The sequence below is a fragment of the Pseudomonas sp. FYR_2 genome (assembly GCF_043106425.1).
Taxonomy (GTDB): Bacteria; Pseudomonadota; Gammaproteobacteria; order Pseudomonadales; family Pseudomonadaceae; genus Aquipseudomonas; species Aquipseudomonas monteilii.
The window spans coordinates 15,066-27,289 of the sequence record NZ_JBICMM010000009.1; the positions used below are offsets into that span (position 1 = coordinate 15,066).

Annotated in this window: 18 protein-coding genes and 3 pseudogenes; 9 read left to right on the forward strand and 12 right to left on the reverse strand. The window is 58.3% G+C overall.

What is annotated here, in order from left to right; genetic code table 11:
• Nucleotides 1-3 precede the first annotated feature (3 nt).
• The gene (locus ACF8R4_RS01695; RefSeq protein WP_060501695.1) at nucleotides 4-204 is read left to right on the forward strand and encodes a hypothetical protein; all 201 of its coding nucleotides are present in this window, start codon (nucleotides 4-6) and stop codon (nucleotides 202-204) included.
• Between the two features lie 157 nt (nucleotides 205-361).
• Nucleotides 362-580, forward strand: coding sequence for a hypothetical protein (locus ACF8R4_RS01700; RefSeq protein WP_060501698.1), 219 nt, complete (start codon nucleotides 362-364; stop codon nucleotides 578-580).
• A gap of 277 nt (nucleotides 581-857) precedes the next feature.
• On the opposite strand, the gene ACF8R4_RS01705 is transcribed toward ACF8R4_RS01700, so the two are convergent.
• The 3 genes from ACF8R4_RS01705 to ACF8R4_RS01715 all read right to left on the reverse strand — a co-directional run bounded on the left by ACF8R4_RS01705 (nucleotide 858) and on the right by ACF8R4_RS01715 (nucleotide 1,966).
• The gene (locus tag ACF8R4_RS01705; protein WP_392491569.1) at nucleotides 858-1,166 is read right to left on the reverse strand and encodes a hypothetical protein; all 309 of its coding nucleotides are present in this window, start codon (nucleotides 1,164-1,166) and stop codon (nucleotides 858-860) included.
• A gap of 130 nt (nucleotides 1,167-1,296) precedes the next feature.
• Complete coding sequence (locus tag ACF8R4_RS01710) at nucleotides 1,297-1,671, reverse strand: hypothetical protein (protein ID WP_392491559.1); 375 nt, start codon at nucleotides 1,669-1,671, stop codon at nucleotides 1,297-1,299.
• 154 nt (nucleotides 1,672-1,825) lie between these two features.
• Nucleotides 1,826-1,966 carry a hypothetical protein gene (locus tag ACF8R4_RS01715; protein ID WP_164524509.1) on the reverse strand — a complete coding sequence of 47 codons (141 nt, stop codon included), beginning with the start codon at nucleotides 1,964-1,966 and terminating at the stop codon, nucleotides 1,826-1,828.
• 403 nt (nucleotides 1,967-2,369) lie between these two features.
• On the opposite strand from ACF8R4_RS01715, the gene ACF8R4_RS01720 reads away from it, so the two are divergent.
• Nucleotides 2,370-2,717 carry a hypothetical protein gene (locus tag ACF8R4_RS01720; protein WP_392491561.1) on the forward strand — a complete coding sequence of 116 codons (348 nt, stop codon included), beginning with the start codon at nucleotides 2,370-2,372 and terminating at the stop codon, nucleotides 2,715-2,717.
• Between the two features lie 58 nt (nucleotides 2,718-2,775).
• On the opposite strand, the gene ACF8R4_RS01725 is transcribed toward ACF8R4_RS01720, so the two are convergent.
• The gene (locus ACF8R4_RS01725) at nucleotides 2,776-3,075 is read right to left on the reverse strand and encodes a hypothetical protein (RefSeq protein ID WP_060501702.1); all 300 of its coding nucleotides are present in this window, start codon (nucleotides 3,073-3,075) and stop codon (nucleotides 2,776-2,778) included.
• 168 nt (nucleotides 3,076-3,243) lie between these two features.
• Nucleotides 3,244-4,518: a translesion error-prone DNA polymerase V subunit UmuC gene (gene umuC, locus ACF8R4_RS01730; RefSeq protein ID WP_164524508.1), complete on the reverse strand. Its 1,275-nt coding sequence runs from the start codon at nucleotides 4,516-4,518 to the stop codon at nucleotides 3,244-3,246.
• Between the two features lie 246 nt (nucleotides 4,519-4,764).
• Here umuC and ACF8R4_RS01735 point away from each other — a divergent pair, with 246 nt between their 5' ends.
• Nucleotides 4,765-5,454, forward strand: coding sequence for an SOS response-associated peptidase family protein (locus ACF8R4_RS01735; protein ID WP_156866985.1), 690 nt, complete (start codon nucleotides 4,765-4,767; stop codon nucleotides 5,452-5,454).
• Between the two features lie 144 nt (nucleotides 5,455-5,598).
• Here the strand turns inward: ACF8R4_RS01735 and ACF8R4_RS01740 are convergent, their stop codons facing one another.
• The 3 genes from ACF8R4_RS01740 to ACF8R4_RS01750 form a co-directional block, all read right to left on the reverse strand.
• Nucleotides 5,599-6,048: a carboxymuconolactone decarboxylase family protein gene (locus ACF8R4_RS01740; protein ID WP_060501481.1), complete on the reverse strand. Its 450-nt coding sequence runs from the start codon at nucleotides 6,046-6,048 to the stop codon at nucleotides 5,599-5,601.
• A gap of 111 nt (nucleotides 6,049-6,159) precedes the next feature.
• Nucleotides 6,160-6,825: an FMN-dependent NADH-azoreductase gene (locus ACF8R4_RS01745; protein WP_060501479.1), complete on the reverse strand. Its 666-nt coding sequence runs from the start codon at nucleotides 6,823-6,825 to the stop codon at nucleotides 6,160-6,162.
• A gap of 30 nt (nucleotides 6,826-6,855) precedes the next feature.
• On the reverse strand, nucleotides 6,856-7,338 hold the full coding sequence (locus ACF8R4_RS01750) for a GNAT family N-acetyltransferase (RefSeq protein ID WP_060501477.1): 483 nt from the start codon (nucleotides 7,336-7,338) through the stop codon (nucleotides 6,856-6,858).
• Between the two features lie 90 nt (nucleotides 7,339-7,428).
• On the opposite strand from ACF8R4_RS01750, the gene ACF8R4_RS01755 reads away from it, so the two are divergent.
• Entirely contained in the window at nucleotides 7,429-8,865 is a 1,437-nt protein-coding gene (locus tag ACF8R4_RS01755) for a PLP-dependent aminotransferase family protein (RefSeq protein WP_392491563.1), read from the forward strand.
• Here ACF8R4_RS01755 and ACF8R4_RS01760 read toward each other — a convergent pair.
• Together ACF8R4_RS01760 and ACF8R4_RS01765 are read right to left on the reverse strand one after the other, a co-directional pair.
• A complete protein-coding gene (locus tag ACF8R4_RS01760) occupies nucleotides 8,858-9,337 on the reverse strand; it encodes a carboxymuconolactone decarboxylase family protein (RefSeq protein ID WP_392491565.1) in 480 nt (159 codons plus the stop codon). The genes ACF8R4_RS01755 and ACF8R4_RS01760 overlap by 8 nt on opposite strands.
• Before the next feature lie 459 nt (nucleotides 9,338-9,796).
• A pseudogene (locus ACF8R4_RS01765) lies at nucleotides 9,797-10,042 on the reverse strand (DUF4113 domain-containing protein); the annotation flags it as partial.
• On the opposite strand from ACF8R4_RS01765, the pseudogene ACF8R4_RS01770 reads away from it, so the two are divergent.
• The 3 genes and pseudogenes from ACF8R4_RS01770 to ACF8R4_RS01780 all read left to right on the forward strand — a co-directional run.
• Nucleotides 10,010-10,132 (forward strand): annotated as a pseudogene (locus tag ACF8R4_RS01770) (helix-turn-helix transcriptional regulator); the annotation flags it as partial. The pseudogenes ACF8R4_RS01765 and ACF8R4_RS01770 sit on opposite strands and share 33 nt — an antisense overlap.
• 17 nt (nucleotides 10,133-10,149) lie before the next feature.
• Nucleotides 10,150-10,419, forward strand: a complete 270-nt coding sequence (locus ACF8R4_RS01775; protein WP_060501469.1) for a hypothetical protein — start codon at nucleotides 10,150-10,152, stop codon at nucleotides 10,417-10,419.
• Between the two features lie 227 nt (nucleotides 10,420-10,646).
• On the forward strand, nucleotides 10,647-10,958 hold the full coding sequence (locus tag ACF8R4_RS01780; RefSeq protein ID WP_177337140.1) for a hypothetical protein: 312 nt from the start codon (nucleotides 10,647-10,649) through the stop codon (nucleotides 10,956-10,958).
• 24 nt (nucleotides 10,959-10,982) lie between these two features.
• Here ACF8R4_RS01780 and ACF8R4_RS01785 read toward each other — a convergent pair.
• Nucleotides 10,983-11,501 (reverse strand): annotated as a pseudogene (locus ACF8R4_RS01785) (DUF2786 domain-containing protein); the annotation flags it as partial.
• 130 nt (nucleotides 11,502-11,631) lie between these two features.
• Here ACF8R4_RS01785 and ACF8R4_RS01790 point away from each other — a divergent pair.
• A complete protein-coding gene (locus ACF8R4_RS01790; RefSeq protein ID WP_060501465.1) occupies nucleotides 11,632-11,928 on the forward strand; it encodes a hypothetical protein in 297 nt (98 codons plus the stop codon).
• Nucleotides 11,929-12,044: 116 nt separating this feature from the next.
• Here ACF8R4_RS01790 and ACF8R4_RS01795 read toward each other — a convergent pair.
• A partial coding sequence (locus ACF8R4_RS01795; protein ID WP_392491568.1) for an IS3 family transposase occupies nucleotides 12,045-12,224 on the reverse strand: 180 nt, incomplete at its 5' end.

Consider the following 12,224-nt stretch of genomic DNA (forward strand, 5'->3'; position numbering starts at 1 on the left):
GCAATGCAAAATAATGCCAACAAAACACTTCTTTTCTATCAGAATGGCAAACTCATCACCCTTAAAACCGGAGAACAGAACCGTAGCATTTTTCGCCACTCGGACCTGCCACTTGCCGAGCAACAATCAGGCGGTATCCAGTCCGTCGGATTGTTGGTAACGGACGATAAAGGTTCGGTACTGCAGGTGGACACAGACAGCTGAAAAACCCGGGGCCTCTCCGACGCCCCAGCCAGCATCGCGTAAGCTCTTCCGGGTTTGGGCGAGAAAGCGCCTTCTATAAATCGGTTGCGTTTCACCCTGCCCTGCGGCGATGCTCACAGTCCCGTTGAAGCAACTGACAAGGAAGGCCTTTAACACCATGGAAACGCTTCATAGCATCAAGTCAGACCTGGTCAGAACAGCCGATCACCTGGACCAACTCAGTCAGGCCATGAGTGGTCACGCCAGGTTCATGGCGGCGCGTGGTAGCTCGCTAAACGAGGTGGATGTTGCTGCGCACATCAGGTCCATCGATGTGGTTGCGGACGAGCTGCGCTCTGTCGCCGCAAGAATCGACGACATGGAAGGCGCTTGTTGAATGAATTCAAAGCCCGTAAATCGCCTTGGCTTGCCTGGCTAATCCATGCCTGACCTTGACGACATACCCGGTCAGGGTGCCCCCCCGAACGCGGGTCAGGGTTTGGTTCCCCGGTACAGCACGATGGCCGCTACATCGAGGGCCAGCACGCTGGCGACAAACAGAAACATGGCATACAGGTCTTCAGGAAGCATTGCCGTATCCCCCAAATGCGCCGGTTTGAAAGGGTACGCGCAATATCCGTTCCAGTCGGCGCATCAGGTACCCGGGCAGCGACTCAGCTGAATTTGAGCTTCACCACTTTGCTCAGCGCCCAACCACCGAAGACGTAGAACGCATCCAGGTAGAGGCGCCCTGCATAGTTGGGCAACGGCGCGTTATTCAACAACACATCCGGGTCGGCCGCAGGGGGAAACAGCGCATAAAAACCGTTGGGCAGCACCGCCAGCGCCAGCAGCAACACATAAGTCGAGGCTTGCAGCAGGGTCGCGCGACTGCTGGATCTGGCGGACCACTTCAAGCCGTAGTACGCAACCAGGCCTGCAACGGGCAACACCCAGAAATGCGTCGGGATCCCAATGAACATTTCGGCGACAACGCTTCTTGCTTGCACCCGCGATTCTCCTTCCAAATAGGCGGATTATTGCGGCCGTGGCCCGCAAATGCAAAAAGCCCGCTCTCGACAGCGGGCTTTTTGTGTTTTCCGGTGCTAACAATCACGCCTTGGAACACATCAGTGCGGCATCCAGCAACCTGCCATGGTCGTACCAGGCATAACGTTGATAAGCCGTGAACTGGCGCTGAGGTCCCGTGCCCCGCAACTCTACAAGCCCCTGCGCCTTGTCGGGGTCGGTGCTTTCGATGAACAGCCTGAGCGCATTATCGCCCTGGACTTCGTAGGTTTTCACATTGCCTTGAAGTTCGTCTTTGACGCACCCCAGATACACCGGTGGGCTTTTCGCGGTACTGCCAACGGTATAATCGTGGCTGTCACGCACATCAGGGTTTTGTGCGCAGCCTGCCATGAACACCGTAGCGAACCCGGACACAACTATTGCAATTGCGCCTGCTAGCGATCTTGAGCTCTTCACGCGACACGCTCCTGTTGCCCCATGAGAAACAGGTAAAGTTTTTACCGGCCAGCCGCCCTGTTTTGGTTATCGTGTGCCCATGTTACTGCTGGAAGGCAACCCGGTGTCAGGCTTATTGGCTATATGGACCTCGGGGCGCCCCTCGCGCCCGCCATCAGTAGCGACGATATTCCTGTCTGCCATGATCACCGTCGTGATAATGGCGATGATGCCGCCCGTCATGCCAGTATGGCCAGCAGCCACTGAGCAGCAGCAAACCGGACAACACCACAACCCATGCAGTCTTGCGTTTCATGTGCGTACCTCCGACAAGCGAAGCCAAGGCTTGCTTACGTTGGACCGCACTCAATCGGGATGTTCAGGCAGGCGCAAGCTGCTGGTCAGCTTCCCCGACAGGTTTCATGTAGCGGCTGGCCCCGATTACGCGTATGGCGTGCCCCACAACCGGGGTCAGGATATGGCATTGAGAAACACATAAGTCGCCGCCAGATCCAGTACCAGCACAGCCACCACGCTGAAAATCATGTAATAGCGGTCATCCTGAGTCATTTCTGCGTACCCCGCATGATCAATGTCTCAGGGCTTCAGCAATTCCTGTTCCAGCGCAGAGGTAAAGCCATGCAACGTGAGGAACAAGGGTAAGGCAGTGGTAACGCCGATAATTCACGAAAACACTCAGGGTCAGCTAGAGTTTTATTGTGGCCAAGCACCGCGAGATAACGATCATGCTAAAACAAGAAGCAGACGACGTGATTGAGCGTATACGGGACGAACTGAAAAGGCACGGTGTGCTGATCGGCTACGACCCGGAATTTACCAGTGCAGAATTCGGGTGCGACCTAGACCACCACATTGCCCAGGTCAGAGAAGATCCGAACAGCCATGTGTTGCAGATTGCGATACATGACGAAGGCTTGTGGGCCCAGCTCCGGCAGGGGACGGTCTATCGCTGCGTGGTCAGTGATTGCCGGGGGAAGCTCTTCGGCATTCCGATTGCGATAGAGCCGAGGACCGATGCGTCCTACACCATTCAGTACAAGCTCTGAAGCGCCCGGTGGGTAGCCTGCCTGGCAGATTACCCCTGCCTGCAGACCGAAGGCTGGACTATTCCGAAGCCACATCTCGGGTCGCAGTATGGGCGTACCCATCAATAACTTGACGCGCTCGGTCAATGCCCCAGGCCAGCGACCGGTACATCGATTCGCCGGGCCTGGCGCTGTAAGCCTCTTCATGCAGTGCCATGCCGGAGCGTGCGTAGACCCCTAGAAAAAGCTGGGTGCCGCCGGTGCGCGATAGTCTCACCTGGACATCGATGAAGGTCCCGTCGTACAGCGTTTCTTCGTGAAATTGGTGGTGAAGCGTGGGGTCTGACCAAGCCCAGTACACGCCGCCTCGTCTTCGCATGATGTTCTCCTACCCGCCGGTGGCTATTTTGGTAAACCAGAATGGGCAGGCCAGTCATTTGTAATTAGGCCTATCCAACTAGCTTGACCACCGCTCACGAACAAAAGCTCCATTTTTCTTTGTGTTCATCGACACATGATGATTGGCCTTACCGGACGGCTCGAAGGCTCAACATTTGACCGTCCACAGTTGGTCAATTCGCGTCGTATAGGATTGACTCATCATCTCCCTCCTCATACCCCAGTCCGGTGTAGCCGGCACGCTGGCGACGCGCATTGTCCCCCTCCCCCAACGGACGTTGATGTCATCCATCACCTGCATCAGTCGGTCACATGCCACCGATTGCTTCAACGCAAACAAGTCCTCTGAAAACTCACCTGGCTGCCGCAGGTCCACCAGGAGAACCTCGGCCTTGCTGTAGCGAAACCCTGGCCGGAAGATCCGCTCGACCGCTTCGGTAGCCAGTCGGGTCATCAGTAGCGTGTCGGAAGTCGGGTATGGCAGTTCTACCAATGCGCCCTGGGCGTGGTGTGGCTCGTCCGGGTTGAACATGCCGGTGCGGACGCTCACGCGCATACGCTTGCATACCGAGCCCTGGGCCCGAAGCTTTTCTGCAGCCCGGCGAACGTAGGTGGCCACTGCCTGTTTGATGGGCGCCAGCTCAGTGAGGCGCTTGCCGAACATCCGGCTGCAGCAGATCTCCTGTTTCGCAGGCTCGGCCTCGTCCAGCTCCAGGCATGGCGTGCCCGCCAGTTCGCGGGCAGTCTTCTCGACCACCACACTGAATTTCTGCCGCAGCGTCCAGGCATCAGCCCTGGCCAGATCCATCGCCGTGTAAATGCCCATCGCTTCGAGGTGGGCAGTCATACGGCGGCCCACGCCCCACACCTCTTTCACTTCAGTATTGCGCAGCACCCAATCGCGCTTGAACGGATCGGTAATGTCGACCACCCCGCCAGTCTGCGCCTGCAGGCGCTTGGCGGTGTGGTTGGCCAGCTTGGCGAGCGTCTTGGTGCCGGCGATCCCGACACCCACCGGGATACCGGTGCACTGAAAGATTCTGGACCGAAGTCTGCGCCCGAACTGGGTCAGGTTTTCCGGAATACCGGACAATTCAGCGAAGCATTCGTCGATGCTGTAAATCTCGGTGGCCGGCACCATCGATTCGATCAGGGTCATGACACGCTCACTCATGTCGCCGTACAGCGCATAGTTACTGCTGAAAGCCTTGATGCCATGGCGGCGTAGCTTGTCCTTCGCCAGGAAGTACGGCTCGCCCATCTTCACAAAGGGCTTCGCGTCGTATGACCTGGCGATCACGCAGCCGTCGTTGTTGCTCAACACGACAATCGGGGTCTTGGCCAGGTCGGGCCGAAAGACGCGCTCGCAGCTCGCGTAGAACGCGTTGCAATCGATCAGCGCGAAGACCTGGTCACTGCGCATGGTCGCGAACGCTGTAACGGACAACGCCCCAAACGAGGAGCTCATCGCCTTCCATGATGTACCGGAAACCGGCCGGAACGTGAAACGAATACAGAGGTAGCCGTTCGGTTCCGCCGGTTGGCGTGCCCAAAAATGTGATGGTCATGGTGGAAGGTCCAATGCAAGCTGTATGCATATACAGTAGATCTGGCATCGGCTGCCCGGTCAATCCTGACCGTTAAAATTCTGACGGGCGAGAGGTGGAAAATGTGCGGACGGTACTCGATCTACGCGTCGATGGATCACTACTTGCGCCAGCTATCATTGGATCTGGTCGTGATAAATGGCTATGACCACGAGCCTATAAACCGATACAACGTGGCGCCATCGACCCGAGTCGAGGTCATTCGCCAGATTGGTGATGAGCTGACTGTGGATAGGGTCAAGTGGGGATGGTCGCCGTTATGGGCGAAGGGGAAACGTGCTGATCCAATCAATGCTCGGGCCGAGACAGTGGTGACGGGAAAGTTCTTCAAGGGGTTGTGGCCAGGTGGCAGGGCTTTAGCGCCTGCCAATGGCTGGTTCGAATGGATAACTGACCCAACAGAGCCAAAGCGAAAGCAGCCGTATTACATCACGGGCGCCGACGGAGCCCCGCTTTACTTCGCCGCACTTGCTGAAGTGCACCAGAGCCTCGAACCGGATGAGCGCGACGGGTTCGTGATCATCACAGCGCCGGCGGACCAGGGGCTGATCGACATCCACGACAGAAAACCCTTAGTGCTCACGCCACAGACCGCTCTGGAGTGGTTGGCCCCTACCACATCGCCTGAGCGCGCTGCCGCGATCGTGGAGACGGGATGCCGCCAAACTGAGGATTTCAGGTGGTATCCGGTGAGCAAGGCAGTGGGGAATGTACGCAATCAGGGCGCCGAGTTGATAAGGCCGATTCGGTGAAGGGGCGGCAAATCCTTTCCGCGGGTGCACCAGCCCTTCGGAGGGCAGCTTACAACTCGAAGCTGGCGGCGACGGAGTGCGTAAAAACTAGCGACTGGCAGTCGACCTTTCTAGCCAGTCAGCACGCGTCATTTCCCTAGGTCATCAAGCCCTAGCCGCAGGTTTGAGTCGGAAGCTGACGCCCATACGGTTGAACGCATTCATTGCGGCAATCGCCGCTGTCAGGTCAACAAGATCCTTTTCAACAAACATCGCCGATGCGGCTGCATAAGCTTCGTCGGATACCTGTGTCTCGCTTACCCTGGTGACTTCTTCCGCCCAAGCCAGTGCTGAGCGCTCCTGATCCGAGAACAAATATTGCGCTTCATGCCATACCGGCACTAACAGCACCTTGTCCACTGACATACCTGCTTTTATCAGATCACGTGAGTGAAGATCAATGCAATGAGCGCAGCCGTTGATTTGAGACACTCTGAGAAACACGAGGTGGATCAACGAGGCTGGCAAATTTGTCGCGGTGGTCACGAAATGATGCACGCCGCCGAGGGCCTTAGCTGCACCAGGCGAAGCTTCAAACCAATTGAGACGATTCATGATTTCTTTTCCTTTGTATGAGCGATGAAGAGCGTGGCCGCTTGTTGGCATACGGCCCAGTTGAGATGCAAACCTAAACACTTGGAGTAGATGTCGGCCCTGAAGCGGACTTTAGACATGATCCACTCGACGGCTATGCCTAACAAAGTACGCCTGCACATCACCGTACCCTGTTGCCCTTCCAGTATTCAGTGACTCCACCCCCTTGGCGGTACCTTCAACGGTGAAGTAATGCACCTGAGTGAGACCGATGGTGGCAAGGACGGCGGACAGGTAGGGGCGCAGAAAGTCCGGTTGACGGGCCTGTGGGCCGTTGATGTAGCCCCCGCTAGCGATTGCGACGTAAACCGGACGATCCGTCAGATTTCCGACTTTGCCTTTGGCGGTGCCCACAAACGTTTTGCCCACGCGTACCACATGGTCGATCCACATCTTGAGTGGAGCGGGCACGCTGTAGTTGTGCATCGGCGTGGCAATCAGCAGTACGTCGCATGCTTGCAGTTGGTCGATCAATTCGTTGGAACGGCTCAACGTACTGTCCCGCCCACTTGCCGTGACTACGCGTTGATTCGCTAATGCCTGGGCGTAAGGGGCATCGACTGGGGCCATGGTGTTGAGGTCTAAATCGGTCAACTGGATACCCCTTCTGCCGGCCTCGGTGGCCAAGGCGAACAGGATCTGCTGGGACAGCTTCAGACTTTCCGAAGCCTCTGCATTGGGGCTGGTGACCAGGCGAAGAATGCGCAAAGGAGCAAGTGGCTGTTGGGACGATGTCATGAGGTTTGCCTCCTTGGATGTGCATGCGGGTTATGGCGTATCGAACTGTTTTTGAAAGCGCAGTGCACCCGTCAACATGCCTTCACGGAAGTAGAAACGTTGCGCGCGGGCGTTGGCCAAACCCGTGTCGAGCACCAGGCGTGCACAACCGCTGGCGCGCGCCAGTCGTTCCAGAGCTTGCAATAAGCGCGATCCCCACTGGCCACCCCGCTGAGCCTCGGCGGTTACAAGGTCATCGACATACAGGAATGCGCCGTAGACCAGGTTTTCCTGAAAGCGGTAACTAGCCAGTGCTACAAGAACGCCTGCGTCATAAGCGCCAATCAGGCGATAGCCTTCAAGGCGCATACGCTCGATGCGGCTGACGAAGTCGGCTTCGCTCGTCAGATGAGGGCGCAATTGATGCATTACCGGGAATGCGCTGCACAGGTCATGGGTGCTGTCCAAGGGACGCAGGGCGGTATCGGCCAGGTCGAGCACGCTGGGTATGAAGTTGTGCAAAGGGAATTTCATGGGAGTTGCCCTCATCAGTAGGTGATGGAGCTATATTGGACTACCATTGACCCACTTGATTGATCCAAGAAATGGGATATGAACTAGGCCATGATGACCTCCCCCAAGCCGCCTTTTGCTCCCTTGGAAGAGCAGTCCGCCTTGCCCCTGTATCGTCAACTGTACGACCGCGTGCTGGCCGCCGTTGCCGCTGGCACGTTGTCCCCCGGTGACCGCTTGCCGTCGGCGCGCGCCATGGCTAAGGAGCTGGGGGTGGCACGTGGCACCGTCGAACTGGCCTATTCGCTGATGGCCAGCGAAGGGTACCTCCTAGCGCTCGGGCAGAAAGGCACCGTAATCAATCCTGAACTGCAGAAGCCTGTGTCAGCGGCCACCGTATTGCCAGTCAGCAGCCAAGTGATCGAAGACGCGCCTGATTCGCTCTGGCGTCCACCGCAGCTGTTGCCGTTCCAGATGGGGGTACCGGCGCTGGATGCATTTCCGCGCAAGATATGGGCGCGTCTCGGTGCTCGGTATCTCCGTGGGATGCGTCTGGGAGATCTGGACTATCCAGCACCCCACGGCCTAGCAGCGTTGCGCAGCGCCATTGCTTCGTATCTGCAGGTGTCCCGAGGTATCGATTGCGGTGCCCATCAGGTGTTTATCACCAGCGGTTGGCGCAATAGCCTGTCCTTAGTCGCACATACCCTGTTGCAGCCAGGCGAGTGCGCCTGGGTGGAAGACCCGGGCTATCCCACTACGCGCCAGGTGCTCCGCCAGTTCGGCCTGGACCTGGAAGCGGTGCCGGTTGATGCAGAAGGCATGAACGTAGAACACGCCATCGCGGGCTTTCGGGCTGCTCAAGTCGTCATGGTGACACCAGGGCATCAGAGCCCGCTGTCGATGGCACTGTCGCTGCCACGCCGACAACTGCTACTCGATTGGGCTGCCCGCACCGGTGGCTGGATTGTCGAGGACGATTACGACGGCGAGTACCGCTACGTCAGCCGTCCACTTCCAGCGCTGGCCAGCTTGGATCGCCATGGGCGCGTGCTGTATGCCGGCACCTTCAGCAAGGTGCTGTTTCCCGGTATTCGCCTGGCTTATCTGGTGGTGCCGCAGGCGCAGGTGGCAGCGTTCGAGCGCGTCGGACGGGCCTTGTTTGCTGCCGGGTCACCGTCAATTACCCAGGCTTTGGTGGCGGAGTTCGTTGCCGAGGGACACTTCGCTCGGCATATCCAACGTATGCGCCGCCTCTACAACGAGCGACGGGCATTGACCATCGAAGCACTGGAGCGGAGTTTGCCGAAGGGTATGCAGGTGGAACGCTCGCCAGGCGGTATGCACCTGGTACTACGTTTACCGGAGGACGTAAGCGACACCGCCCTGGCCGAGCAGGTGCTGGCGAGGGGCATGTCGGTACAAGCGTTGTCGCGCTGGGCTGCCTCATCGCAGCGTCAGTCAGGTCTGCTCTTGAGTTTCACCAACTGCGCCACGACTGCTCCAGGCGAGCAGCTTGGCGCGTTGATCAGCAAGTTACTCAATTGAGGTTGGCCTTGTTCAGGCCGAAGAGTTCATCGGACGAGCCCGGGATCGCCTGGAAAGCCACATTGAGGCGATTCCAGCCATTGATGGCGACGATCAGGAACGACAAATCCGACAGCTCCTGCTCGGAAAACTGCTCACGCGCACTCGCGTACAGGCTGTTGGAGATACCATGAGGCGGCAGTTGGGTCAGGGCTTCAGTCCACTCCAGCGCCGCCCGCTCTGCTGGCGAAAACAGCTGTGACTCACGCCAGACGGCCACGTGGTGAAGACGCAGCTCGCGCTCGCCATAGATCTTGGCCTCTTTCACATGCATATCCACGCAGAATGAACAGCCGTTGAGCTGCGAAGCGCGCAACATGATCAGGTGGGCAAGATCGGCCAGTAGCGGCTTCTTGCTCAGTTGCAGGGTGAGCTCCACCAGTTTGTTGGACGCTTGGGGAGACAGTTTGAAGTAATCAAGGCGGTTGTTCATGGGGTAGTTGCTCGTAGTGGGTGGATGGTTGTTGGAGCCCACTGTAGCAACGCTTGGAATAGCCCCACAGGGCCAAGATGGTAGCTTCGAACTAGGCCATATCTGTATCGAAGTGCGCCATGATCACCTATCGAGCGATAGGGTCGAAGGGGCGCAATGGGCCGTTTATTGGCCTCCGCGAATGGCCGCAATGGGTCGAAAGCAGCCATTCACGACCGGCCACTAACGCCCCTAGACGGTGGGCGCATCGAGCGGCTCAAGCTGCATATACATCCTCAATCAGAGCCCACAGCCTAGCCGCCTCGGCAAACTCGAGCATGTCGGCCAATTGGCCCGCATCAACGTCCCCGCGTCGGTGCGCAGAAATAGCGAGCTCGGCAAGTACCCCGGCTCGGCCATCCGGATCGGTTATCAGAGCGTGCTGGTCATTGAGTTCGGCCAGCCAGGCCGACGGCAAGCTCAACATTTAACCGTCCACAGCTGATCGATACGCGTTGTGTAGGATTGGCTCATCATCTCCCTCCTCATCCCCCAGTCCGGTGTCGCCGGCACGCTGGCGGCTCGCATTGTCCCCCTCCCCCAGCGCTCGTTGATGTCATCCATCACCTGCATCAGTCGGTCACATGCCACCGATTGCTTGAGCGCAAACAAGTCCTCTGAAAATTCACCTGGTTGGCCATGCACGCGGAGATCAACGACAGCGACCCCATGCGCCGCGATCGCCGCGCGCCGGAGCGCCGCACCGCCCAATTTCGAATCGTTCGCAAGGCCGAAGCCTTGGAACTCCACGCCTGACCACCCGAGGATCAACCATGCAGACAGCAATGCACCCTGCTTTCGAGCAGAAGCTTGCCGTGCTCGCGGCCCTGCTCGAGCGCAGCAAGTCAGTGAGGGCCGAGGCCCATGCCAAGGTCAGCCAAACCGCCCCTCGCTACCAGGCGTGCGGCAAAGGCGCAACGTGGGATGTCGTTGAAATCGCCACCGGCGCCGTCCAGGGCTTTGCCTTCAGCTACCGCACCGCAATGCGGTTTGTGGATGTGATGGAGGCAGGCGCTGCGAGCAAAAGAGGTGGCCTGCAATAATCGGGCAATCGAACAGCCGAGACCAGATTCTGGCTCAGCTCAATGCCAGCATCGACAACTTCTTCGGCAGCGGTGGCTCCGTTGAAACCCTGCCCGGGTTCGAGTACGTGCCACACCGGCCTCATCGCGACCTTGAGCCAAAGCGTGCATCGGTAGCCGCCCCACCCAACAAACGAGTGGAGGCGCGCCTGAAAAAGCTCGATGAGCTCCGCGAGCTGGCAAAGACCATGACCTACAAGGAGGCCATGGCTCACACCGGCCTCGTCCAGGCGACTCTCGTTCGCGCGGCATCACAAGGCAACTTCAAGTTCCAGCGTGACCCCAACTACGGGAAAAGCAACCTGGGCAAAAAGCTCAGCGACCCCGTTGAAGACAGGTCGAAGGCAGAGAAGATCGTCGCCTACCGCAATGTCGGAATGTCCAGGGCAGACGTTGTGCGTGAGCTGAACATTTCCTTCAAGCAGCTCGGCCGACTGATCCGAGAGTTTGAAATCGACTTCCCGACTACTGCCGAGAAGCGAGCGAAGAGAAACGCATGAACCGCATCACCGCGCGCGTCCGGCATGGATTTTGCCGTGCACCACTGAAAACCACGCGATTGCGAAGTGATCGCCGGCAGTCTCCGGCGAGTAGGTGCTGCGGCTCTTGCCGGATCGGACCCAAGCCACATAGTCGCGCCGGGCCTGCGTCAGCTTGGCAAGCAAGGTTTCGTAGGCGTACATCGCGATCTGGGGTGCTGGCGTGACGCCTACAAACAAGGCCCGTTCAACCATGCGCCCGGAGGTGTCGCACCAGTGGCGATATGAGAGAGGTCGGCAGCCAAACACCCTGGCCACGATCCCGCTTAGGTGGCGATCCCAGGTTGGCCGGCGGTTCGCCCTAGACTTCTCCGACTGGACCTCGTCCACATCGCTCAGGCGCACATCCAGCTCGGTGAGTCGATACTCGCGCATCAGCGCTTGGGCCTGGCGCATTGCAGTGGCCGCCTCGTTCTCGTTCGAGCTTTTGGACAGGGCCAGGCAGCGCTTGATCTTGCGGATGACCCGCTCGAGCTTGCTCTCGTCGTGCTGTTGTTCGGGCATGTTGTGGTCCTTGCGTGCAGGCGCCGCCCTCGCCGGGGAGGCGTTATCGTTGAATAGGGGAAGGCGCTGGCGGGCAGCGCTGAATTGAGCTATTGCTTCGATCTCGGTCAATCCACTCAAGGAGCGTGAGATGAAGCGACTAATGATTGGTGCTTTGCTGGCGGCGTCTGGCGCTGCCCAGGCTGGGATTCCACTGCTGAACGCGACGTGCCCAGGAAACATTGAGGTACACGCCGACAAGGGCGGCCCGATTTACATCAATGGCAAGGAAGGCAAGCTGAAGAAGTTCAACGAGAACTACTTCGAAGCCAAAGGCAGCGGGGTGACAATCTCGCTGTCGATCAACCCGGACGGCTCACCTGATGTCTCGTATACCGGGAAGAACCGGGCCAACGGGATTTGCCAGGTGAAAAGCGAAGGCTCCTGAGGCGCTGTCGGGCAGCGCTGAAGGATCAGGCTCGACTCAGGAATTCCTGGCACCTGCAGTTGAGGTTTGAGCAGTGGCTTTGGCCAACCCAGTCAGACTGAATCGCCCCGGGTTCCCTAGACACTCTCCAAGCTCAGAAAATAGCGTTTCTCATACTCTACTGGCGACAGCTGCATAGCACTGCTGTGTCGACGCTTGGGGTTATAGAACATCTCGATGTAATCGAAAATATCACTTCGGGCTTCGTCACGCGTTGCGTAGATCTTTCGTCGGATTCGCTCCCGCTTCAAAAGCTG